This window comes from Aurantimonas sp. 22II-16-19i, assembly GCF_002088275.1.
Classification (GTDB): domain Bacteria; phylum Pseudomonadota; class Alphaproteobacteria; order Rhizobiales; family Rhizobiaceae; genus Jiella.
The window spans coordinates 140150-164376 of record NZ_AQQS01000004.1 but is presented as its reverse complement, the minus strand read 5'-3'; the positions used below and the strand labels follow the sequence as shown (position 1 = coordinate 164376).

Sequence of the window (24227 nt, the reverse complement as noted above, 5' to 3'; positions counted from 1 at the left end):
ACAAAGAGGAGCATGCCATGGCAGTCGCAGAAAAGCTCAGCGTCGAGTTGCCGGCAGACATGCTGCGGACCATCCGCGAACGTGTCGAGGCGGGAGAGTTCGGCTCGGAGAGCGAGGCGCTGCAGGAGGCCGTGCGGGCCTGGCAGCGGGAGCGAGAGGATCACGAGAAGCAACTCGAAGAAATACGAGCGAAGATCGATCGATCGCTGAACGATCCGCGACCGAGCCTGACGAGTGAAGAAATGCGAGCACGCATGGAGCGTTTCATGAGCGAAAGGCGGGCCGGACAGGGTGATGCGACGCGTTGAAGTCACCTACCGCGACGAAGCCAGGCTCGATCTCGAACAGATTTACGACGCCATTTTTGATATAAGCCAGAGCCACGACGTGGCCGAAGGCTTCGTGGAACGCATCAGGGCAAGATGTGAAAAGATCGGCGACGCCCCCTTGGGCGGCCGGCGACGCGACGATTTGAGGCCCGGCCTCAGATCTGTTCCGTTCGAGAAAAGTGCCCTGATCCTCTACCGGGTCGCCGAGGTAGTCGAAATCGTCAACATCTTCCCACGCGGCAGAGACTACGAAGCGCTGTTTCACGATCCGGGTTATCCTGCTTCCAGATAGGCCCTATGTCCAGCGACAGACCATGACCCTTGCACCTGCCACGTGATGCCTGCAGAACGGTTCTGGAGCATAGAAGCAGGATCGGCTGAAGCGGCATCATGAGCGAAACCGAGGGCACCGACAAAGCCACGACAGCAGCGGCCGACAAACCCGAGCCCTACCGCGTCCTCGCGCGAAAATATCGGCCGCGCTCCTTCGACGATCTCATCGGCCAGGAGCCGATGGTGCGCACCCTCACCAACGCCTTCGAGACCGGCCGCATCGCCCAGGCCTGGATGCTGACGGGAGTGCGCGGTGTCGGCAAGACGACGACGGCGCGCATCCTCGCCCGGGCGCTGAACTACGAGACCGACGCGATCCACGAGCCGACGATCCACATGACCGGCCCCGGCGTCCATTGCCAGGCGATCATGGAGGGCCGGCATGTCGACGTCGTCGAGATGGACGCCGCCTCCCACACCGGCATCGACGACGTGCGCGAGATCATCGCCCAGGTGCGCTACCGGCCGGTCTCGGCGCGCTACAAGGTCTACATCATCGACGAAGTCCACATGCTGTCGAACCAGGCCTTCAACGGCCTTTTGAAGACGCTGGAGGAGCCGCCGGAGCATGTGAAGTTCGTCTTCGCGACGACCGAGATCCGCAAGGTGCCGATCACCGTCCTGTCGCGCTGCCAGCGCTTCGACCTGCGCCGGGTCGAATCGGCGACGCTGATCGCCCATCTGAAGAAGATCGCCGAGGCCGAGAAGGTCGGCGTCGAGGACGACGCGCTGCGCCTCATCGCGAGGGCCGCCGAGGGCTCGGTGCGCGATTCCCTGTCGATCACCGACCAGGCGATCGCCCACGGCGCCGGCACCGTCACCGCGCTGGCCGTCCGGGACATGCTGGGGCTCGCCGACCGGGTGCGGATCATCGACCTGTTCGAGACGCTGATGGCGGGCAATGCCGCCGCCGCGCTGAAAGAGCTGCGCGAGCAATATGCCGCCGGCGCCGACCCGGCGGTGGTGATCTCCGAACTCGCCGACTTCACCCATCTCGTCACCACCCTGCGCTACGTGCCGGAATCGACCGAGGACGCGGCGATCTCGCCGATGGAGGCCGAGCGCGGGCTGGAACTGTCGAAGAAGCTGTCGATCCGCACCCTCGGCCAGGTCTGGCAGATGCTCCTGAAGGCCGGCGAGGAGCTGCGCACCACCACGACGCCGCGCCAGGCCGCCGAGATGGCGCTGATCCGCATCGCCCACGCGGCGGACCTGCCCTCGCCCGACGATCTCTTGCGCCTCATCCGCGAGGGCGGCGACGCGGCGCTGCCGGCCGGCGCAGCGCTCCCCGCCTCGCCGGGTGGCGGCGGAAACGGCCAAGGCGGCGGAAACGGCTCGGCGTCGATCGCCGCCTCCCCGAACGCGGCCGGCGCCGGCTCGCCCGACCCCTCTGCCGGCGCCGATCTGCCGCAACCGCGCCTCGTCGCATCGTCGGGTTCCGGCGCCGCCCGGATGGACGCCCGGCCGCGCCTCCAGACGAGCCCCGCCCCCGAACCGGACATGCCGGCGATCGGCAGCATCGAGGCGCTGGCAAGGCTCGCCGAGGAACGTCGCGATTCGCTGATGCGGGTGTCGATCCGGCGCTACCTGCGCCCGGTGCGCTTCCAGCCGGGGCGGATCGAGGTGGCGCTGACCGACGAAGCGCCGCAGACGCTGATCGGCGACCTGATGAAGCGGCTGCATCTGTGGACCGGGCAGCGCTGGGTCGTCACCGTCACCTCCGGCGGCGAGCCGACCCTCGACGAGCGCGACGCGCAACGCCGCGCCTCGCTGATCGACGACGCCGCCAGCGACCCGGAAGTCGCGGCGGTGCTTGCCGCCTTCCCCGGCGCGAAGATCACCAACGTCACCGTCCGCTCCGCCACCGACGAGGACGAGGTTGCGGCGCCGGCGATCGAGGCCGGCGACGACGACTTCCTCGGCGATCCGGACGAGTTTCTCGACGACGACTGACGGGGGCCGGCCGCCCTTTGCGACCTTCGTCGGGCAAAGAGCGGTGGAAAGCCGCCTTGCGAGGCCTCAAAGCGCACCGGGAGAGCCCCTATATCGAGCGGATACGCACCGCCCGGCAGATCCGCCAATGTCCGATCCCGAACGAGGAGCCCCGCGATGAAAGACCTGATGAACATGATGAAGCAGGCGAAAGCCATGCAGGAGAAGATGGCCGAGCTGCAGGAGGACGTGAAGGCCGTCGAGGTCTCCGGCCAGTCCGGCGGCGGCCTCGTCACGGTCACCCTGCGCGGCACCGGCGAGATGGCCGGCCTCGTCGTCGATCCCTCGCTGATGAAGGAGGACGAGAAGGACATCCTGGAAGACCTGATCGTCGCCGCCCATGCCGATGCCCACGCCAAGCTGCAGCTCGCGATTCAGGAGAAGACCCAGCAGATGACCTCCGGGCTGAACCTGCCGGCGGGGATGAAGTTTCCGTTCTGACGCGGCGGGCGGGAGGCTGAGACGGGCTGGCGGGTCGATCGTTGGCCTGCGCCAGGATGATCCGCCTCAGACGTCGCGCCCTTCACCGCTTAACCCGGATACCGCCTGACCTGGATGCCGCACCGTTTAGATCCGAAAGCGGGGCCACCACGCGCACCCAACTTGCGATTGACACCGACATGGCAAAATCCGTCGCCGGCCCGGAAATCGAGAAGCTGATCCAGCTGCTCGCCAAACTCCCGGGGCTCGGCCCCCGCTCCGCCCGCCGTGCGGCGTTGCACCTCGTCAAGCGCCGCGAGCAGCTTTTGTCGCCGCTGACCGCCGCCATGGCGGAGGCGCGCGACAAGATCGGCGTCTGCTCGACCTGCGGCAACATCGATTCGCGCGATCCCTGCACGATCTGCACCGACCATTCCCGCGACCAGGCGACGGTCATCGTCGTCGAGGACGTCGCCGATCTCTGGGCGCTGGAGCGGGCGAAGGCGCTGAACGCCGCCTATCACGTCCTCGGCGGCGTGCTCTCGCCGCTGGAGGGCGTCGGGCCGGAGGATCTGACCATCCGCCAGCTGATCGATCGCGTCGAGGCGGGCGGCGTCAAGGAACTGGTCATCGCCGTCAACGCCACGGTCGAGGGCCAGACCACCGCTCACTACATCATGGACCGGCTCGAGGGCCTCGAAGTGAAGGTGACCCGCCTCGCCCACGGCGTGCCGGTCGGCGGCGAACTCGACTATCTGGACGAGGGCACGCTCGCCGCCGCCATGCGCTCGCGCACGGCGCTCTGAGGCCTGCGGCAGGCCCGCCGACGCGGCGGAGCGGCGAGCCGGATCGCGACAGGCCTTGCCCGTGACGTGGACGGGCCCCACCAGGAGGCGAACTTCGGATCGGGCTGATCGCCCGTCGGATCGAAGGCAACCGAACCCGGATCGGAACGGCTTCGCCACCACCACGCACATCTGGACAAAGTCCTGCCGGCACGGGCGTCGAGGGGTGAGGGTGCAGGGCCTTGCTCGCTTCAAGACCGGACGACCCGTTTCCCGCTCACTCGCCCGCCAGCAGGAGCGGCGCCACGCCCTTCCCGGCTTCCGCCAGCACCTCCCGGACGATGTCGCTCGAGCGCATCGCCCCCCCGGAGGGGGCACAGGCGAGGAACAGGAAGAAGCCGTCGTGCTCCAGCATCAGGCGATCCTCCACCAGCCGGGCGAGGAGTTCGTCGAGGCCGTCGTCGCCGATGGCATGGCCGGCCTGCCGGACCGCCGCCGCGATCTGGTGGCGCTTCATGACACCGTCGCAGGCGAGGCAGATCGCCCGCTCGACGGGGCCGAGGCGGTGGATCCGCCGGATCGCCGCCGGGCGGGTGTCGCCGACGACGAGGCCGTCCGGGGTTTCGGCATGGACGAGGAGCGAGGTCTTCGACTGCGTCGCCGACATCCAGCGAAGGACTTCGGCGCGCAGCGGCTCGATGTAGCGCGATTGATCCTCTGGCGGATCCCAGTCGAAATTGTAGGCCAGCTCGGCGACGATCGCCGGGTCGACGGCGTGGATCAGCGCGTAGACCGGCCGCGGCCGCAGGTTCTTCACGCCGAAATGCTCGGCCTGGGTGAAGAGCGGGCTGTAGCGCTGGATGCGCACGTCGGTCAGCCCGCGCGGCGCCGGCAGATGGGTGAGGCTCGGCAGCCAGGCCTGCATGCGCTCGTAATACTCGGCCTTGTCGAAGGGAAAGCCATAGAGGATCGACCAGCTGACCCTGATGTCGAATTCCTGCGACCATTTCAGGAGCTGGAGATTGCGCAGGCCGGTGACGCCCTTGCGCATCAGCGTCAGCACCTCGTCGGCAAGGCTCTCCACCCCCGGCTGGATGGCGTTGACGCCGGCCCCGGCCAGCGCGGCGACCTGGTCCTTCCTGAGGTTCGACTTCACCGAGTAGTAGAGCTTCGGGCGCACCGGCAGGGCGGCGAGCCGGTCGGTGATGGTGCCGATCACCCGCTGGTCCAGAATGTCGTCGACGGCGAAGAGCTGGCGGCCCGGATAGCGCTCGCTGAGGTGGACGATCTCGCGGCAGAGCCGCTCCGGCGTCTTGGCCCGGTAGGTGATCGAATGGTTGAGCGAGCAGAAGACGCAGTGCTGCTTCTGCCCCCACCAGCAGCCGCGCGATCCCTCAAAGGGGATCATCGGCGGCTGCGCGGCGTTGGGCGGCCAGAACGCGAAGAAATCGTCGTAATGGGCGTAGGGAAGGTCGTCCATCTTCGGCTCGGGCGCGACGCCCGGATCCTGCGGCGGGGTTGTCGCCGTCTTCCGCCAGTAGAGGCCGGGAATGGCGATGTCCGCCTCGCCGCCGAGGACGGCACGCACGAGGCGCGGGAACGACACCTCGCCCGGGCCGACGAGGACGCCGTCGAGCACCGGATAGCCCTTGAACATGGCCTCCCCCATCGGCGCGCTGCAATTGGCGCCGCCGAGGACGATCGTGACGTCCGGCATCAGCTCGCGCAGGCGCTTGGCGAGCGCGATCGACGACATCTGCTGCTGGAAGGACGAACTGAGGCCGACGATGCGCGGCGCGAGGCGGGCGATGCGCCGGGCCGTCTCCTCGACGAGGCGGGCGGCGATCGGCAGGGTCTTTTCCACCAGCCGGGCAAGCTCGACGGCCTGCTGCGGACGGATGCTCTTCTCGCAAAGCGCCAGGAAATCCTCCACCGAGCCGACCGGATCGACGAGGCGGGAGAACAGCCATTCGCCGAGGGACAGCTTGCCGAAGGCATAGACGATCAGCTCGAAATCGCGCTCGCCCATCGCCTCGACGAAGCCGACCAGCGGGTAGTCCACGCGAACGGATATGTTCGCGTCGCGCAGCACCTCGGCCAGCATGGACAGGCCCAGCGACGGCATCCGATGCGGCCCGAACGGCATCATCACGAGGACGACGTCGGTCGCGGCCTCGCCGTCCGTGCGGCCGTGGAGCAACTGAGAGGGATGGATCGTCATGATGCTCCGTCCTCGCCGGGAAGCGAACCGAAAGATCCCGCAGGTCTGCACGCATCGACGGAACATCGGCGCCGCCTCGCCCCGGTGATGTCCAGGCTGCGAGATCGGGCACCGGTGCCGGCGAGGCTTCATCGACGAGGAGAATGTCCGCTTCCGCAACCATGCGCAATTTCGATGATCCCCAGGCGACGCGCAAGCGCTTCGCTGATTCGAGAATCGAGCTTCGGAGCGTCGAGCGGTCCGCCTCGCGACGAGCCTCGCCGAATCGCCAGCAGCCGCGCGGTCGGACATCCGCCCGGAAGCGCCGCGGCGCGCGCTGCCTCGGACGCCTTGCCAGCCGTCATCAAAGCGTCAAACGCCGCTTTGCGGGGCGAAACCGCGCGTCGCCACGCCGCCTCGGCAAGAGCTTCGGGCCAAGCCGCGAAAACCGCTTGATCTTCGATCCGCTCTCTAATAAGTACCCGCCACACGCCACGGATCACCCAGGTCCGTCGCAGCCGCCAGCCGGCAAAGTGGGGCCATAGCTCAGCTGGGAGAGCGCTACAATGGCATTGTAGAGGTCAGCGGTTCGATCCCGCTTGGCTCCACCAACTCCCCCGCAAGGCCATGAGATCTCTCACAGGCCGTGCAAATCAGCACCGTTTCAGAGCTCAGTGGCACACACCCGTGGTACACAGGGAGCATGAAAGCGGCGCCCGAGATTCATCGCCTGCAGAAGCGGAAAGCTGACCGGTCCTATACGCCTCGCGTGCCGCAGCACCGCGTCGGAGCGGCGTCTGTCTCGGCGGGACAGGATGCCCCCCGATCTTGATCCCCTTCGCTGCACTGTCAAAGCCTTGTCAGCGTGAGCCATGCCGATCGGCGTCGGGACCCCGTGCCGATTCGCATCCGCAGCCTGTCATACCGCCGGCCCCGGTCTTTGACCGGCGCCAAGGGGTTTACGCTCGATCGCCGCGCGGGCTTCATGCCGACAGCCCGGGAGAACTTCTCCCGGGCTGTCGGTGTTAGACGAGGACGGCCGGCAGGCTGATCGTCAGATCATGGTCGGCATCGTCGATCGGGACGTAAAGCCCCGTGTCTCCGGCGGCCAGATCCCTGCCGTCGAGCATGGCACGGATGACCTTCGATCCGGTCTTGTCCCGATTGTCGACCGTCACGCGATAACAGGTGCTGCCGATCCGGATCGTCGCGGTGAAGCCCGGCCATGTCTCCGGAATGCTGGGGGCGATGGCGAGGAAGTCTCCCTCCTTGCGGATGCCGAGAATGCCTTCCACGCCGGCGCGATACATCCAGCCGGCGGCGCCGGTGTACCAGGTCCAGCCGCCGCGGCCCTCATGCGGCGGCACCGAATAGATGTCGGCGGCCACCGCATAGGGTTCGACCTTGTAGCGCCCGGCGGCATCGCGGCTCGCCGCATGGTTGATCGGGTTCAGCATGGCGAAGAGTTCGCACGCCCTGTCCGTGGCCCCGATCTTGGCAAAGGCGAGGATCGCCCACATTGCCGCATGGCTGTACTGGCCGCCATTCTCGCGCAGCCCGGGGGGATAGCCCTTGATGTAGCCGGGCTCCGTGGGGCCCTGGTCGAAGGGCGGCACGAACAGCAGCGCCAGACCCGCCTCGCGGCGGATGAGGTGCCTGTCGAGCGAGGCCATCGCCGTGGCCGCCCGCTCCCCGTCGGCGCGGCCCGAAAGGACCGCCCAGGTCTGGGCGATGGAATCGATCTGGCAGGCCTCGTTGCCGCGCGCGCCGAGCCAGCTGCCGTCGTCGAAGGTGGCGCGCCGGTACCATTCGCCGTCCCACGCGGTAGCCTCGATCGCCGCGAGAACGCGGGATCCATGGGCCCGCCAGCGGGCGGCCCGTTCTGGGTCCCGGGTGTCGGCGAGCGGGGCGAACAGGTCGATGGTGCGCACGAGCAGCCAGCCGAGCCAGACGCTTTCGCCGCGGCCGGCCTCGCCGACCCGGTTCATGCCGTCGTTCCAGTCGCCGGTTCCCATCAGCGGCAGGCCGTTCGCGCCGGTCAGTTCCAGGCACTGGTCGAGGCCGCGGGCGCAGTGCTCGAACAGCGAGGCGGAGGTTGCCGCGACGTTAGGCAGATAGAAGGCGTCGTGCTCGCCCTCGCGCAGCTCCGGCCCCTCCAGGAACGGGACGTCCTCGTCGAGAACCCCAAGGTCGCCGGACGTGGTGACATAGGTCGCCGCGGCGAAGGCGAGCCAGACCCGGTCGTCGGAAATCCGCGTGCGCACGCCCTGGCCGGAATGCGGCAGCCACCAATGCTGGACGTCGCCGGCCTCGAACTGCCGTCCGGCGGCCCGCAGAAGATGCCGCCGCGTCTCGTCCGGCTGGACGAAGGTCAGCGCCATCCCATCCTGCAGCTGGTCGCGGAAGCCATAGGCGCCGCTCGCCTGATAGAAGGCCGAGCGGGCGGTGATCCGGCAGGCGATCGTCTGGTAGAGCAGCCAGCCGTTCAGCATGATGTCCATGGACCGGTCTGGCGTTGCCACCTCGACCGCACCGAGCATCCTGCGCCAATGGCCGTGGACCTCGTCGAGCACCGCGTCGAGATCGGCCTCGCGGTACCGCGACACCAGCGAGCGGACGGCCTCGACGGTGTCGCATTGCCCGAGGAACCAGACGACCTCCACCGTTTCGCCGGGTGCGATCGTCAGCGACCGTTGCAGCGCGGCGCAGGGATCGAGGCCCGAGCCGCTGGCGCGCGACAGGCTCGCCCCCGGCATCAGGGCCGCCGGCGCGGCCGGTGTTCCGCCGTCGCCGAGGAAGGCGCGGCGATCCGCCGTCCATGCGGTCTGCCGCCCGGCGAGATCGGCGAAGGCGACGCGGCCGGGAAAGGCCATGTTCCAGGGGTTGCGGACCAGCAGAACCCCCTTCGCCGCGTCGAGTTCGCTCGACAGGAAGGGGCCCGAGGCGCCCCGCGCCGTGCCGAGCACCCATTCGGCATAGGCGGTCACCGTCAGCCGGCGCGAAACACCCGAGCGATTGCGCAGCGTCAGGCGGGAGATCTTCACCGGGTCGGCCAGCGGCACGAACTGGGTGAGTTCGCTGGCGATGCCCTGCGCCTCGTGGGTGAAGCGGCTGTAGCCGAAGCCGTGGCGGGCGACATAGACGCCGTCGTCGCGGATCGGCTGTGCGGTGGGGCTCCACAGGGCCCCGCTCGCGTCGTCGCGGATGTAGAGCGCCTCGCCCGAGGGATCGACGACCGGATCGTTCGACCATTGGGTCAGCTGGTTCTCGCGGCTGTTCCCGCACCACGTATAGCCGCTGCCCTTGGCCGAGACCTGAAAGCCGAAGCCGGCATTGGCGATCACGTTGATCCAGGGAGCGGGGGTGGCGTCCCCGGCCTTCAGGATCGTCACATATTCGCGGCCGTTCGCGGCAAAGCCGCCCAGGCCGTTGAAGAATTCGAGATCCTCGCCCGGCTCGTCGGCGGCAGGGACGTCGACGTCGCTGCGCGTCGGCCGTGCCGGTGATGGATGGACGGCTTCTCCGATCGGCATCGGTTCGAGCAGTCGTGCGAGCTGCTGGTCGATCGCGCCCTGGCGGGCCGTCAGCATCACCCGGGCGCAGGATCGGATGAGGGCCCGGCTCTGCGGGGTCATCCTGTCGGAGCGCAGCGAGAAGACCGAGCCCCTGGCCGGCGAGCCGCCCAGCCTCGGGCGGGACTGGCTGCTCCTGACCGCCGTTTCGATCGCGACCTGGAGATCGTCCTGATAGGAGGAGGCATGGTCGTTGAGGATGACCAGATCGACGGCGAGCTGCTTGGACCGCCAGTATTCATGGGCCCTGAGCAGTTGGCGGATCTGGGCGATGTCCTCGACGTCGTCGATCGAGACGACGACGAGCGGCAGGTCGCCGGAGATGCCGAGCGGCCAGAGGTCCGACTGCGGGCCGGCGCCGACCGTGATCGCCTCCGACGGCGGACGGAACCGGTTGTCGGCATAAAGGATCGGGCCGGCCAGGCGCTGGAAATCGGCGGCTTCGTTCGCGCCGACGCCGAGATGGCGAAGCTGCACCTGCGCCTGTGTCCAGGCCAGCGTCTTGGCGCGCTCGAAGGCGCTGCGCTCGTGATGGGTGTCGACGAGATCCATCAATTCGTCGCGGCTCGATGCCACGACGGTCCAGAACGCCACCCGGACGGTCTTGCCCGCCAGGACGGCCACCCGCTGGCGCAGCGAGAAGATCGGGTCGAGGACGGTCCCCACGCTGTTCGACAAGGGCTGACCCTCGGCGATCGCCGCCGCGGCCGCGAGCGTCGTCGCCGATCCGAAAAAGCGCGCCCGGTCGGTCTCGAACTGGGGCTCGGCGACGATCTCCCCCTCGACGACGGCGAAATGCGCCGCAAAGACACGGGGCTCGTCCGTCGACCGGGGCCGGCGCGTGGCCAGCACGGCGCCGAATTCCGGCAGGTGCTCGGTCTCGACGAACATCTTGGCGAAGGCCGGATGCGCGGCGTCGGTCGCCGCCGTGGTCAGGACCAGCTCGGCATAGCTCGTAAGCTCGATCTCGCGGGCCCGCCTGCCGGTGTTGACCAGCGAGACGCGGCGGACTTCACCCTCATGCTCGCCGGAGACCAGCACGTCCATCAAGGTGGACAGCGTCTCGTTGCGATGGTGGAACTCGGCATGATCCTCGCCGAAGGTCACGCTGGACGTCGCCGAGCCCTTGCGGCCGGGGTGCTGCGCGGCCGTCCAGGTCAGGCCGCTCTGCGTGTCCCGCAGAAAGATCCTGGCGCCCCCGTCGTCGCGGGTCGCGTCTTCCTTCCAGCGGGTCACGGCGATCTCGCCCCAGCGACTGTAGCCACCGCCGGTCGCCGTCAGCATTACCGAATACTGGCCGTTGGACAGCAGGTGGGTCACCGGTGGCCCGGCCGGGGTGGCGACGAGGCGCCGGACGGCGGGAGCGCCCTCGTCCGAGATGGAGGCCGGCGAGCGCACCTCTTCGGCCCGCACGCGCAGCACCGCGACATCGCGCGGGATGCGCTCCTGCAGCAGGAGTTCGCTGGCCTTGATCATCGGCTCGCGGTGGAAGCGGTTCCGCATCAGGCCGTTCTTGAGGGTGTTGACGATCGCGACGATCGTCATGCCCTGATGGTGGGCCATGACGTTGCGGACGATGGCGAAGGTCTCGCCCTTGGCGAGGCGCGAGCGGGTGAAGTCCAGCGCCTCGAAGTAGCCGAAGCGTCCGAGCGCGCCCATGGCGGCGAGGCGGCCGTAATTTTCCAGCGCCGCGACCGGGTCGATCATCGCCGCGAGGCCGGTGGCATAGGGGGCGATGACGGTATTGTCGGCAAGGCCGCGCTTCAGGCCGAGGCCGGGAACGCCGAAATTCGAATACTGATAGGTGAACTCGAAATCCCGGGCGTTGAAGGCGGATTCCGAGATGCCCCACGGGATGCCGAGTCCGCGGCCGTAGGACCGCTGACGCCGGACGGCGAGGCGGCAGGTCTGTTCCAGCAGGCTGCCGGTCGGCGCCCGCATCACCAGCGGCGGCATCAGATACTCGAACATCGATCCCGACCAGGAGACCAGAGCCGAGCCGTTGCCGACCGGCGTCGCGGCGCGGCCGAGCCTGAACCAGTGGCGCGTCTCGACGTCGCCCTTGGCGATCGCAAAGAGGCTGGCAAGCCGGGCCTCCGAGGCGAGGAGATCGTAGCAGCTGCGGTCGAGCGCATTGTCGTTCACGGCGTAGCCGATCGACAGGAGGCTGCGTTCGCGGTCGACGAGGAAGGTGAAATCCATCGCCATGGCGAAGGTCCGAGCCTCGTCGGCGATCGCCCGGAGTCGGTCGGAAAGAGATGCCGCGCCGACGCTCGGCGTCTGCCTGTCGCGCGCATCCTCGGCCGCGAGCCGGGCGATAGCGGTGGTCCAGAAGACGATGTCCGGCGGCAGCTGACCCGGATCGGCGCGCGCGAGCAGTCTCGCCGCGTCGGCGGCCTTGCCGGCCAGGCGCGCGATGACCGGCAGGACGGCCTCGATCGCGACGGGGTCGTCCAGCCTCGCCCTGATCTCCTCCAGCGTGACCGCGATCTGCCGCTTGGCGGGGCCGCCACCGGCGGCGGTCTCGAGGGCCTCGCATGCCAGGGACAGGGCATCCGTCATGCCGTCACGCGCGCCCTGCCCGACGGGAGCCGCGCTCCATTCCTCGCAGGCGTTGGCAAGGGCGACGAGATGGCCGGCGAGGTTGCCGCTGTCGACCGAGGAGACATAGGCCGGTTCGAGCACGGCAAGACTGGTGGTCTCGTACCAGTTGAGGAAATGCCCGTTGACACGACGCATGCGCCGCATCGACGCGAAGGTCGCCTCGATGCGGTCCGCCGTCTCGCTCGCACCGGCCCAGCCGAAATCGCGGGCGCTGGCCGCAGCCAGGAGATAGAGCCCGATATTGGTCGGCGACGTCCGGTGGGCGACGGCCGGGTGCGGATCTTCCTGGAAGTTGTCCGGCGGCAGCATGTTTTCCTGCGCCGTCACGAAGGTCTCGAAGTACCGCCAGGTCCGGCGGGCGACCAGCCGCAGGGCGACGGCAACCTCGGAACCGGGCGCTGTCGCGACATCTTCCTTGGGGGCCTGGCTGGCCCGCCAGGCGATCAACGGAGCGGCAAGCCAGAGGAGGGCGAAGGACAGCGCCAGCGGCCAGGAAGCCGGAGCGAGGACGACGGCGCTCGCCGTGACCAGGGCGGCGAGCATGGTTCCGCCCGCCATGCTCCGGGCAAAGCCGCGAAGGCCGGATCGCGCCGCCGCCGACGAGCGCTCGGACGTCGTCCATTCCAACAAAAGCCGGCGCGTCACCACGAGACGGTGGAGCGTGCGGGCGATCGCGTCGCCCATGAGCCAGGCATGATCGGGCAGGAAGGCGACCAGCAGCGCGGCCTGCAGGACCGCCATCCTGATCTCGCCGGCGATGCGCACGAGATGGCCGCGCAGCATGACGCCGGAGCGGTGCGGGACGATCGACAGGGCGATCGGCAGCAGCGTCGGCGTGCCGATCGCCGCCAGCACGGCGAGCGTGCCGATCAGGGCCGCGGTCGGCGGCATCAGCCAGCACAGCCAAAGTGCCGCCAGCGCCAGCGGCGAGATCAGCGACCGCCTCAGATTGTCGATCATCTTCCAGCGACCGACGGCCGGCAGATGCTCCGGGCCTCGGCCAAGGCTCAGGATCCAGGGCAGAAGCTGCCAGTCGCCGCGCACCCAGCGGTGCTGGCGCCGCGTCGAGACGTCGTAGCGGGACGGAAACTCCTCGACGACCTCGATGTCGGAGACGAGGCCGGATCGTGCCAGCGCGCCCTCGAACAGGTCGTGGCTGAGCATGGTGTTGTCGGGGACGCGCCCGGCGAGCGCCGCCTCGAAGGCGTCGACGTCGTAGATGCCCTTGCCGGTGAACGAGCCTTCGTCGAAGAGATCCTGGTAGACGTCCGACGCGGCGGCGGAATAGGCGTCGATCCCGCCGGGAGCCGAGAAGACCCGCTGATAGAGCGAGCCTTCCGTCCCGATCGGCAGCGACGCGGTGACGCGCGGCTGCAGGATCGCGTGGCCGCCGACGACGCGCCGTGCCGATGGCGACCACCGCGGCCGGTTCAGGGGATGTGCCATCTTGGCGATCAGGCGGTTGGCGGTGTCGCGTGGCAGCCTGGTATCGGCATCGAGCGTGATCACGTAGCGCACGCCGGCGGGCACGCTCGGCACGGAGCCGTCGGCGCCCGCATAGGACGTGTCGGTGGCGCCCCGCAGCAGACGGTTCAACTCGTGCAGCTTGCCGCGCTTGCGCTCCCATCCCATCCAGACGCCTTCCGAGGCGTTGAAGAGGCGGCGCCGGTGAAGAAACAGGAACCTTGGACCGGACGGGCCAGCGCCATGGCGCGCATTGAGGCGCTTGATCTCGGCGGCGGCGATGCCGATAAGGCCGGCGTCTCCGTCCACGATCTCGGATGCCGCGTCGACGCCGTCGGCCAGAAGCGCGAAGGCGATGTCCCCGCCGGTGCCGGACAGGAAATGCACCTCGAGCCGCTCGATCTGCTCGCGCAGATCGTCGGCGCCGGTCAGAAGCGTCGGGACGACCACGAGTGTGCGCAGGGACGACGGCACACCTTCCTTGAGATCGAGGGACGGGAGAGCATTGGCGCCGAAACCGAAGGTCAGCGCCCGGTTGACGACGACGGTTGCGACTTCGCTGGCCGGAACGATCGCGGTGAGGGCGAAGAGCGCGACGAGGACGATGCCGCCCCCCGCGCTCGCCATTGCGAAGGCGGCCAGGAGCGAGAGCAACGTGGCGAGGAGAAGGATCGCGCCGACATAGCCGGCAATGCCGAGACGCATGCCGAAGCGGCTCCAGGAGAGCCGCATGGGCGGGCGAAAGTCGATCGCCCGTTCGAGCGCTGGGCGCCCCCCGGCGATCAGATGATAGCCGGGGTCGGCGACCCGCTCGCCGTCGGCATCGTCCGTCGTCGCGGCATTTTCGGCCGCATCGAGGGCCCGCTCGGCGATTTCCAGCTCGCTCGCGCCGGAGCCGCGCGACAATTGCTCGATCGCGCTGCGGTAGAGGTTGCGGGTGGCGAAGTCCATGCGGGCAAAGCCGCTCCTGGCCCGAAGCCGCGCGTCGACGAGGCTGACGCTTTCGAACAGATCGGCCCACTCGATATCGGAGGCCAGCCGCATGCTGGTGACGATGTTGCGGACCGTGACGTTCGAGGCGCCCTGGCGCAGCTGGACATGGTGCACGACCTCTTCGCTCGAGGTCGACTGCTGGCGCAGCCGCTCCTCCAGCCAGGCGAGCGCCGGGGTGGTCGAGGGGTCGAGATCCCGCAGCCGCTTGGCGAGTTGCGCGGCGAAGCGTTCCGACAGCGGCTCGCTGGAAAGGGTCGAGACCAGCGCGCCGAGTTCGCTCGGGGGTCCGCCGACGGCGCGCAGCCGGTCGGCCCAACGGTCGGCCTCCTGCCGCGCCAGCCGCCCGGCCGTGATCTGGTCCGCCAGGCGGCGCAGGTTTTCGACGAGCACGATGCGCAGCGTGATCGGGACGGCCCACAGTTCCCCGATCGTCAGCGGCTGGACCCGCTGATAGGCCGCCACGAACCGACGCAGCGACTCCGCTTCCATGTTGCTGTCGGTGTGGGCGACATAGGCCCAGGCGAGGCCGAGGATGCGCGGATAGCCGGCGAAGGGGCCGGCGGCGAGCTTGGGCAGCTTGCGATAGTAGCCGCTGGGCAGATCGTCCCTGATGTCGCGGATCTGCGCCTCGGCGATGTGATAGTTGTCGAGCAGCCATTCGGCGGCGGGAACGATGCTCCGGCCTTGCTCGAGTTCCGCCGCGCTTTCCCGGTAGGCGGCGAGCAGCACGGCCGCGTTCCGCCCGAGCCTGACATGCAGCGACAGGACGGCGCGCGGATGGTCGGTGACGGTCTGGGCCCGCGCGAGGCTTTCGGCATGCTGTTCGAGGCGTTCGACGCCGAACAGCTCCTGGCGAACCGGCGCCTTGTCGGACCAGAGGGTGGAACTCTCGGCGCGGTTCAGCAACTGGCCGAGCCAGTGCCGGGAGGAACGCTCCCGCGTCTCGACGGGATCTGCTTCTGCATAGGCCTCGGGGATCATCAGGGCCGGTCCTTCCTACGATGCGTGGAGGCCGGAGTTCGGTCGAAGGCGCCTTGCGGTTCGTTGCGGACGAACGAAGACAAAAACGGGGCGGCCGCCGGCGTGCACGGCTGCCCGAACGATTCCCTCATGCGAGAGCGATCAGGCGCCCTGCTTGGTGCGCCGGCTCTTGCCGGGCTTGACCGGCGCGACGACAATGGTCGCGTCCCGCGCCAGGCGGAGCTCTTTGAGTTTTGCGGACTTGGCTTGGACGAGAAGCCGGCTGGCCTCGATCGTGCGCACCGCCGAGACCTTGTCGCTGCGCTCGCTCTTCGGCTGGAAGCTGATTTCGGCGCGCTCGCGCGTCATTCGGGAGTTGATCATGGGGTTGCCTCTCGCATCGCTGAACGGTTTCAGGGGGTCGATGTCGACGGCCGGCGTCGGCGCGGTCGTGGGGGCCTGGCCGGCTGACGGCGAAGCCCGGGGCTGCGTGGCGCCCGGCCGCCGTCTCAGAGACTTGTCGAGACCGGATCGGGGTTCGTCGGCGAGGTGCCGGTCGATCCCGTCGTTCGATGTCGAAGTCTGCGGTCCAGATCGCGCGAACGAAGCCCGGACCCGGTCGCTGCGCTAAGCCTTCTTCTTCTTCATCGGCTTGAGCGGCTCGGGGGAGCCCTTGCTCAAGCCCGCGAACGTCGCTTCGGCGGCGGCAGCTTTGGGCTTTTCGGCCTTCGGCTTGCGGACTTCGCGATTGCCTTGTCGCTTGGACATGTTCGTCTCCGTGCGCCGGCCCGGCGCCATGTCGGTCACGGCGCGGCGCGGGCATCTGCTTACGACAAAGGTGCGACATGGCGAGCGGGTTCGACGCGCTGCGTCCGTCGGATCGAGAGTGAGATTTGCCGGGACATCCGTCTCCGACCCCTTCCCGCTCCATCTTATTGTTGCTGCATGATCTTTCCCGAAAACCGGTTCCCACTTTTCGGGATCATGCTCCAGAGGGAACTCGCGGCGCTGGCGCGCCGCGAGAAAGATCGTCAGGCGATGGTGGTGAGGTTCTCGGCCGACATCTTGCCGCTCTTGCGATCGGCAACGAGTTCGTAGGAGACCTTCTGGCCATCCTGCAGGCTGCTCAGCCCCGAGCGCTCGACGGCGCTGATGTGGACGAAGGCATCGCCGCCGCCATTGTCAGGCGCGATGAAGCCGAAGCCCTTGTCGGAGCTAAACCATTTGACGGTTCCCGTGGTCATGGGACACCCTTTCGTTAGAAAAAGTCGCAGTAAGCCTAGAAGTATTTCTTGGCGGGGATGATCGATTTTCAGCAGGAAACGCCGGAATTGAATTTCGAGACTGCTCTCGAATCAATTCGTTTATCGGCCTACTTTCAGTAAATTGGGGATTTTATTTCGACTTACAAGTGCCGCCGAAATCAACGGGCGCGCCGACAGGGCGCCGGATTCGGTACCATCGCCGCTGGCGAGGGGGCGGACGTCGGATCAGGCAAAATCCTTGTCGGTGAGAACGTACATCTTCTTGCGGCTGCGGGCATAGGCTTTTGCGGCGACCCTCAGAACGATGTCGCGCGCCGCGTCGAACGCCTTGAGCAAGCCGGTTTCCGAGCCGGTCTGCGTCGTTCCGCTGGAAGAAAGCGCGGTCTCCTCGACGAAGAAGGGCACCTCCATCATCCCGTCATAACCGACGAAGCGGACCCGGTGGCCCTGCGCGTCGTAACTGCGCGATCGATTGGGGAAGGTGAGTGCCATGATGATGAACTTCTCGTATTGGAGGAGAGCCGTGCGGTGGAAAATCCAAGGGCGAGGATGCGGAGCATGGACCGGGAACCGGTCCGACTACCACCCCGACCGCGCGGCCGGGAGCCTCGCCGAAAGAAAAACGCCCACTCATACATGGCTTGTTTCTGGTCGCGTTCAATCAAGCCGACCAATCGAAAATAAAACGCGCCGGCTTTAAAGTTCTGGCACTCCTATCAATCGAGTGCCAGTCGGCCTATGTAGCCTCTGCGGCCTGCTCTCAACGCCCGCCGCAGAAAGAACGCTCCGATGAAATTCCGACCGCTCCACGATCGCGTCGTCCTGCGCCGCATCGACGCCGAGGCCAAATCCTCGGGCGGGATCATCATTCCCGACACCGCCCAGAAGAAGCCCCAACAGGGCGAAGTCCTGGCGGTGGGGCCGGGCGCGCGCAACGAGGCCGGCGCGCTGGTTCCGGTCGACGCCAAGGCCGGCGACATCGTGCTTTTCGGCCAATGGTCGGGCACGGAGGTCAAGATCGAGGGCGAGGACCTGATCATCATGAAGGAATCCGACCTCATGGGGATCGTCGACAAGCCCGCAGCCGCCGCCCGCGCCTGACGGCCGAACGCCGTCCCTCGATCGACCTCCTCCCATCCGCACTGGAACATCCGATGTCCGCCAAGGAAATCCGCTTCAATGCCCATGCCCGCGACAGTCTTCTGCGCGGCGTGGAACTGCTCAACAATGCCGTCAAGGTGACGTTGGGTCCCAAGGGCCGCAACGTCGTCATCGACAGGTCCTTCGGCTCGCCGCGCATCACCAAGGACGGCGTCACCGTCGCCAAGGAGATGGAGCTCGAGGACAAGTTCGAGAACATGGGCGCCCAGATGGTGCGCGAAGTGGCCTCGAAGACCAACGACAAGGCCGGTGACGGCACCACCACCGCGACCGTCCTCGCTTCCTCCATCCTGCGCGAGGGGATCAAGCTCGTCGCCGCCGGCATGAATCCGATGGATCTGAAGCGCGGCATCGACTTGGCCGTCGCCGCCGTCGTCAAGGATATCGGCGAGCGCGCCGCGAAGGTGAATTCCTCCGCCGAGATCGCCCAGGTCGGCACCATCGCCGCCAATGGCGACGCTTCCATCGGCGAGATGATCGCCAAGGCGATGGACAAGGTCGGCAAGGAGGGTGTCATCACCGTCGAGGAAGCCAAGTCCGCCGAGACAGAGCTCGAAGTCGTCGAAGGCATGCAGTTCGACCGCGGCTATCTCAGCCCGTATTTCGTCACCAATGCCGAGAAGATGCGCGCCGAGCTGGAAGAGCCCTACATTCTCCTGCACGAGAAGAAGCTCTCCAACCTCCAGGCGCTGCTGCCGATCCTGGAGGCCGTCGTCCAGTCCGGACGGCCGCTCCTGATCGTGTCGGAAGACGTCGAGGGCGAGGCGCTCGCAACGCTCGTCGTCAACAAGCTGCGCGGCGGCCTGAAGGTCGCTGCCGTCAAGGCACCGGGCTTCGGCGATCGCCGCAAGGCGATGCTCGAGGATCTTGCGATCCTCACCGGCGGCACGGTCATTTCCGAAGATGTCGGCATCAAGCTCGAGAACGTCACGATCGAGATGCTGGGTCGCACCAAGCGTGTCATCATCGACAAGGATACCACCACCGTCGTCGATGGCGCCGGCGACGCCGAGGCGATCAAGGGGCGTATCGCCCAGCTGAAGGCGCAGGTCGAGGAGACCACCTCGGACTACGACAAGGAGAAGCTGCAGGAGCGGCTTGCCAAGCTGGCCGGCGGCGTCGCGGTGATCCGCGTCGGCGGCATGACGGAGACGGAGGTCAAGGAGCGCAAGGACCGGATCGATGACGCGCTCAACGCCACCCGCGCGGCCGTCGAGGAAGGCATCGTGCCCGGCGGCGGCATGGCCCTGCTGCGCGCCAGGGCGTCGCTGAAGGGCCTTGCCGGCGCCAATGCGGACATCGTGGCCGGCATCTCGGTCGTGGCCAGAGCCCTCGAGGCGCCGATCCGGCAGATCGCCGAGAATGCCGGCGTCGAAGGGTCGATCGTGATCGGCAAGCTGGAGGACGCCGCCGCCAGTTTCGGCTTCGACGCCCAGAGCGAGACCTATGTCGACATGATCGCGGCCGGCATCGTCGACCCGGCGAAGGTGGTGCGCACCGCGCTGCAGGACGCCGGCTCCATCGCCGCGATGCTGATCACCGCCGAGGCGATGATCGCCAACGTTCCCGAGGGCCGTGCGCCGGCGACGAGCGGTGCGGGCGGCATGGGCTACTGAGACTTCAAGAGGAAACGCCCGCCGGAACGGCCCGCGGTCGTTTCGGGCGGCTCCCGATGGTCGCGCGCCGGCTCGGCGCGCGACTGGAGCGGGATGCGATCAGCTTCGATCGACATCGAAGCTCCATCTTGTCGTTGCCGCGCGATGTTTCCCGAAACCGATGACGGCGTCGACGATCAGCATGTCGGCGGGTTCGTCGAATGTCGTCGTTGCCACGGCGGCCGGTGTCGACGCTCCGGCGCAAGGACCGGCGACTGGCGGCCGGCGGGCGCCTTGCCTCAGCCGGCCTCGCCCGCTCGCATGTTGGCGATGAGCCGGTCGAGGACGTGCAGCGTCGTCTCGATTTCCCGGGGCGACAGGCCGGCCGTCAGCGCCGCGTCGTGGCGCCGGCTCTCCCGCAGAAGCTCGGCGACGACCCGCTCGCCCTCGGCCGTGAGCCAGATGCCGTTGCTGCGCCGGTCCTGACGCGAGGAGCGCCGCTCGATCAGCCCCTCTTCCGCCAGGATGTCGAGGATCGTCACCAGGCTGGAGCGGCGCAGCGCCACCGCTTCGGCGAGCCGGCTCTGGGGCTGGCCCGGGTGGCTGCGGATGATCGCCAGGAGGCCGAGATAGCGCGGCGCCCGGCCGTGCTCGGCGAGCTTTTCCTCGAAGGCGCGAAACGCCAGGATCTGGGCGAGCCGCAGCTTGTAGGCGATCGTCGCCTCCGCCTCGCCCGCATCGAGATGGCGGCCCGCCTCGTCGTCGCCCTGCCCTTCCGGTCCGGTCATTCTCTCCCGCTCCTCCGCTCGCCTTTGCCTCGTCATCCCTTCGTCGACCTCAAGCGCCCGCCCGTCCCCCTGCACCGACACAGCAGCGAAGCCGGCGGCTTGACGGCCCCGCCGAAAATCGTATTGTTCGACATCGAACAGTTCAAGGGCGTCACTGCAATCTTGGACTGTCCTGTCGGCCGCGTCCAGCAAGCTGGAGCGGGGCGAAGACGATGCGAACGGCTTTGGGAGGAGCGGGCGCGTGGGAGTTGCGGGAAACCTGTCCCATTGGCTGCCGGAAGGCGGAAGCGCCCCGCTGCGCGAGATCACCCTCGGCGATTTGCTGCGGGAACGCGCCCTTCTCCATGGCGAGCGGCCGGCGCTTGTCTTCGACGAGCCGCAGGCAAGCTGCCGATACACATATGGCGAGCTGGACGAAGGCGTCGACCGGTTGGCGCGGGGCCTGATCGCCATCGGCGTCGCCCCGCGGGACCGGGTCGCGGTGATGGCTGCGAACTCTCCCGAATGGGTGCTGCTGGAATATGCGCTGGCCCGCATCGGCGCCGTCCTCGTCACCGTCAATCCGGCGTTCCGACAGGGCGAACTCGCCTATCTCCTCACCCAGAGCGGCGCCTCAGTGCTGTGCTGCGCCGGCGCGTTCCGCGGCTTCTCGCTGGCCGCCATGCTGGCCGAGATGATCCCCGGCCTGGATGCCCTTGCCGGCGGCGAGCGGCCAAGTGGCGGCCCCTTCCCAGCCCTCAGACGGGTCGTAGCGATCGGCGATGCGCCGATCCCCGGCGCGCTCAGCTTCGACGATCTCCTCCGCCGTGCCGATGAGGTGCCCGAGCCGGCGCTCGCCGCGCGTGCGGCCGGCGTCTCGCCCGCCGACATCGTGCAGATCCAGTACACCTCGGGGACGACCGGCAAGCCGAAGGGGGCGATGCTCACCCATCGCGGCACCGTCAACAACGCGCTCCTCGCCGGCATGCGCGCCGGATACGGCGACAGCGACGTCATGGTCTCGGCGATGCCGTTCTTCCACACCGCCGGCTGCGTCTGCAACGTCATCGGCATGGCCGCTGCCGGCGGCTGCCTGGTCGCCATGGAGAGCTTCGAGGCGGGCCGGATGCTGGACCTGATCGAGCGCCATCGCGGCACCATCGTCAACGCCGTGCCGACCATGTATGTGCGGATCCTTCAGGACGAGAGGCTCGCCGCCGGCGGCCGCGATCTGTCGGCCTGGCGAATCGCTTATGTCGGCGGCACCTCGATCCCGCCGAGCCTGATGCTGGAGCTGAAGGCGACGATCGGCTGCGATCCGGCGATCATCATGGGCATGACCGAGTGCTCGCCGATCATCACCCAGACCCTGCCGGACGAACCGCTCGAGGACAAGGTCCGCACCGCCGGCGTGCCGCTGCCGCATGTGGAGATCCGCATCGTCGACCCGGCGACGGGCGCGGTCCTTCCCATCGGCGCGGAGGGGGAGCTGCAGGTGCGCGGCTTCCTCGTCACCGCCGGTTATTTCGACATGCCGGAGGCGAGCGCCGCGGCGATCGATGCCGAGGGATGGCTGAAGAGCGGCGACCTCGCCGTCATGGACGCCGCAGGCCATCTCCGGATTGTCGGCCGCATCAAGGACATGCTGATCCGTGGCGGCGAAAACGTCTATCCGGTCGAGATCGAGGACCGGCTGCTCGACCATCCGGACATCGCCGAGGCGCAGGTGGTGGGCGTTCCCGATGCCGAGTTCGGCGAGGAGATCTTCGCCTTCGTCGTGGCGAGAAGCGGGCGGACGATCGACCCGGACGAGCTGAAGGCCTGGTGCAAGGCGACCATGGCCCGCCACAAGATGCCGCGCCATGTCGCGGTGATCGAGGCAACGCCGAAAACGGCCAACGGCAAGGTGCGCAAGGTGGAGTTACGGGATCTGGCGAAGGCGATGATCGCGGAGAAGCGGGCGTGACAGCAGACCGAAACGAGCCGCATCTTCTGGAAGAGGTCCGTGGCGACATCCTTCTCCTCACCCTCAACCGGCCAGAGGCGCGCAATGCCATCAGCCCGCAGATGGCCTGCCGGCTGTCCGATGCCTATGCCCGCTATGCCGAGGACGACCGGCTGCGCGTCCTCGTCCTCACCGGCGCCGGCGACAGGGCATTCTGTTCCGGCGGCGACCTCGCCCTGACGATGCCGCTCCTCACCGGCGCCCGCGAACCCCAGGACGACTGGGACCTGCGGGTGCTCGAGGATCCGGCGATGATGGACCGCTCGGCGCTCCGCCACACGGCGATCGACAAGCCGATCGTCGCGGCGATCAACGGCGCCTGCGTCGCCGGCGGCATGGAGACGATGCTGGCGACCGACATCCGCATCGCCGCCGAGACCGCCCGCTTCGGCCTGCCGGAGGCGAGGCGCGGGCTCATCCCCTTCGCCGGGTCGCTCGCCCGGCTGCCGCGCCAGATCCCCCACGCTTTGGCCATGGAGATGCTGCTCACCGGCGACCTGATCGACGCGGAACGAGCTCTTTCGATCGGTCTCGTCAACAGGGTCGTGCCGCAGGCGGAGGTCTTGGCCCGCGCCCTGTGCGTCGCCGAGACCATCGCCGACAACGGTCCGCTGGCGATCCGGCAGATCAAACGCACCGTAAGGCTTGCAACCGGCGTCCCGCTCGAACAAGGTTTCGCCCTGGAGGACGAGGCGAAGCGGGTCGTCATGGCGTCGGAGGATGCGCGGGAAGGGCCGCGCGCCTTCATGGAAAAACGCCCGGCGCGTTTTACCGGGCGCTGAAGGGGCGGGGGAGGACAATCGGGATGAGCGGACAGGCAGGGATGAGCGAAGACGCCATCAGGCTCGACGGCCGCGCGGTCGTGATCACCGGCGCCGGTCAGGGAATCGGCCGCTGCGCCGCCCTTGCCTTGGCGAAGGCGGGCGGATCGGTGGTCGTCAACGACATCGATGCCGCGGCCGCCGAAGCCGTCGTCGCCGAGATCGCGGCGTCCGGCGGGCGGGCGGTGGCGGCCGTCGCCGCGATCGGCACCGCCGAGGCTGCCGATCTCTGCGTCAGGACCGCCCTCGACGCCTTCGGCCGGCTCGACGTGATGGCCTGCAACGCCGGCATCCTGCGCGACCGGGTGCTGTGGAACACCACCGACGAGGATTTCGACGCCGTCGTCGCCACCCATCTGCGCGGCACCTTCACCTGCGCGCGGGCCGCCGCCCGGCATTTCCGCGAACAGGGCGAAGGCGGCCGGCTGATCCTCGTCTCGTCCATGGCCGGGCAGCGCGGCAATTTCGGCCAGACCGCCTATGCCGCCGCCAAGGCCGGCATCGCCGCCTTCGCCCGCACCTGGTCGATGGAGCTGGCGCGGGCGAACGTCACCGTCAACGCCATCGTCCCCAACGCCATGACCGCGATGACCGCGACCGTGCCGATGCTTGCGCCCTTTGCGGAGATGATGGAGCGCGGCGAGACGCTGCCGGACAAGGTGCGCCGGGACTTCGGCCTCGGCGGGCCGGAGGACGTCGCGGCGCTGTTCGTCTATCTCGCTTCCGCGAACTCGGCCGGCGTCACCGGCCAGGCGATCGGCCTCGGCGGCGACCGGCTGTCGGTCTGGGCGCATCCGGTCGAGGCGGCGCATGCCTTCAGGCCGGGCGGCTGGAGCCCGGAGGCGATCGCCGCGGCCATCGAGACCGAACTTGCCGGCGCCAGGCAGGGCGTCGGCATCGATTTCATGTGATACCAGCGGCAGGGGAGATCTGCTCCCGGGCCGCTGGTACGAAGGCCGCG

At 68.3% G+C, this 24227-nt stretch carries 17 protein-coding genes and 1 tRNA gene; 11 read left to right on the top strand and 7 right to left on the bottom strand.

The features are described from left to right. The first annotated feature begins 17 nt into the window (after positions 1 to 17). From ATO4_RS06050 to recR, 5 genes are all read left to right on the top strand, one after another. Positions 18 to 308: a CopG family transcriptional regulator gene (locus ATO4_RS06050; protein WP_083590530.1), complete on the top strand. Its 291-nt coding sequence runs from the start codon at positions 18 to 20 to the stop codon at positions 306 to 308. Continuing rightward, on the top strand, positions 295 to 621 hold the full coding sequence (locus tag ATO4_RS06045; protein ID WP_083590529.1) for a type II toxin-antitoxin system RelE/ParE family toxin: 327 nt from the start codon (positions 295 to 297) through the stop codon (positions 619 to 621). The genes ATO4_RS06050 and ATO4_RS06045 overlap by 14 nt, the downstream gene beginning before the upstream one ends. Positions 622 to 719: 98 nt before the next feature. After that, positions 720 to 2615 (top strand): DNA polymerase III subunit gamma/tau, encoded by a 1896-nt coding sequence (locus ATO4_RS06040; protein WP_083590528.1) that lies wholly within the window; start codon positions 720 to 722, stop codon positions 2613 to 2615. A 156-nt stretch (positions 2616 to 2771) separates the two neighbouring features. Further along, positions 2772 to 3095, top strand: a complete 324-nt coding sequence (locus tag ATO4_RS06035) for a YbaB/EbfC family nucleoid-associated protein (protein WP_083590527.1) — start codon at positions 2772 to 2774, stop codon at positions 3093 to 3095. Positions 3096 to 3274: 179 nt separating this feature from the next. Next, positions 3275 to 3880, top strand: a complete 606-nt coding sequence (gene recR / locus ATO4_RS06030; protein WP_083590526.1) for a recombination mediator RecR — start codon at positions 3275 to 3277, stop codon at positions 3878 to 3880. A 256-nt stretch (positions 3881 to 4136) separates the two neighbouring features. Here the strand turns inward: recR and ATO4_RS06025 are convergent, their stop codons facing one another. Continuing rightward, complete coding sequence (locus ATO4_RS06025; RefSeq protein ID WP_176222876.1) at positions 4137 to 6080, bottom strand: RiPP maturation radical SAM C-methyltransferase; 1944 nt, start codon at positions 6078 to 6080, stop codon at positions 4137 to 4139. Between the two features lie 514 nt (positions 6081 to 6594). On the opposite strand from ATO4_RS06025, the gene ATO4_RS06020 reads away from it, so the two are divergent. Next, positions 6595 to 6670 (top strand) — tRNA-Ala (locus ATO4_RS06020). 414 nt (positions 6671 to 7084) lie between these two features. Here ATO4_RS06020 and ATO4_RS06015 read toward each other — a convergent pair. From ATO4_RS06015 to ATO4_RS06000, 5 genes are all read right to left on the bottom strand, one after another. Further along, complete coding sequence (locus ATO4_RS06015; RefSeq protein ID WP_083590524.1) at positions 7085 to 15673, bottom strand: glucoamylase family protein; 8589 nt, start codon at positions 15671 to 15673, stop codon at positions 7085 to 7087. Positions 15674 to 15814: 141 nt separating this feature from the next. Beyond that, the gene (locus ATO4_RS06010) at positions 15815 to 16021 is read right to left on the bottom strand and encodes a hypothetical protein (protein WP_139802279.1); all 207 of its coding nucleotides are present in this window, start codon (positions 16019 to 16021) and stop codon (positions 15815 to 15817) included. Between the two features lie 258 nt (positions 16022 to 16279). Next, positions 16280 to 16459 carry a hypothetical protein gene (locus ATO4_RS26925; protein ID WP_139802278.1) on the bottom strand — a complete coding sequence of 60 codons (180 nt, stop codon included), beginning with the start codon at positions 16457 to 16459 and terminating at the stop codon, positions 16280 to 16282. Positions 16460 to 16683: 224 nt separating this feature from the next. Next, positions 16684 to 16896 carry a cold-shock protein gene (locus ATO4_RS06005; protein ID WP_083590522.1) on the bottom strand — a complete coding sequence of 71 codons (213 nt, stop codon included), beginning with the start codon at positions 16894 to 16896 and terminating at the stop codon, positions 16684 to 16686. Between the two features lie 246 nt (positions 16897 to 17142). After that, the gene (locus ATO4_RS06000; protein ID WP_083590521.1) at positions 17143 to 17409 is read right to left on the bottom strand and encodes a DUF1488 domain-containing protein; all 267 of its coding nucleotides are present in this window, start codon (positions 17407 to 17409) and stop codon (positions 17143 to 17145) included. A gap of 297 nt (positions 17410 to 17706) precedes the next feature. On the opposite strand from ATO4_RS06000, the gene ATO4_RS05995 reads away from it, so the two are divergent. Further along, entirely contained in the window at positions 17707 to 18018 is a 312-nt protein-coding gene (locus ATO4_RS05995) for a co-chaperone GroES (RefSeq protein ID WP_083590520.1), read from the top strand. Between the two features lie 53 nt (positions 18019 to 18071). Further along, positions 18072 to 19694: a chaperonin GroEL gene (gene groL, locus ATO4_RS05990; protein WP_083590519.1), complete on the top strand. Its 1623-nt coding sequence runs from the start codon at positions 18072 to 18074 to the stop codon at positions 19692 to 19694. A 278-nt stretch (positions 19695 to 19972) separates the two neighbouring features. Here groL and ATO4_RS05985 read toward each other — a convergent pair whose 3' ends face one another. Continuing rightward, on the bottom strand, positions 19973 to 20461 hold the full coding sequence (locus ATO4_RS05985) for a MarR family winged helix-turn-helix transcriptional regulator (RefSeq protein WP_176222875.1): 489 nt from the start codon (positions 20459 to 20461) through the stop codon (positions 19973 to 19975). A gap of 241 nt (positions 20462 to 20702) precedes the next feature. On the opposite strand from ATO4_RS05985, the gene ATO4_RS05980 reads away from it, so the two are divergent. The 3 genes from ATO4_RS05980 to ATO4_RS05970 are packed head-to-tail and all read left to right on the top strand — an operon-like array spanning position 20703 to position 24177. Next, complete coding sequence (locus ATO4_RS05980; RefSeq protein WP_083590517.1) at positions 20703 to 22406, top strand: AMP-binding protein; 1704 nt, start codon at positions 20703 to 20705, stop codon at positions 22404 to 22406. Then, positions 22403 to 23227 (top strand): enoyl-CoA hydratase-related protein, encoded by an 825-nt coding sequence (locus tag ATO4_RS05975; RefSeq protein WP_083590516.1) that lies wholly within the window; start codon positions 22403 to 22405, stop codon positions 23225 to 23227. Before ATO4_RS05980 ends, ATO4_RS05975 begins: the two co-directional genes overlap by 4 nt. Positions 23228 to 23250: 23 nt before the next feature. Next, positions 23251 to 24177, top strand: coding sequence for an SDR family NAD(P)-dependent oxidoreductase (locus tag ATO4_RS05970; RefSeq protein WP_210191027.1), 927 nt, complete (start codon positions 23251 to 23253; stop codon positions 24175 to 24177). Positions 24178 to 24227: the final 50 nt, after the last annotated feature.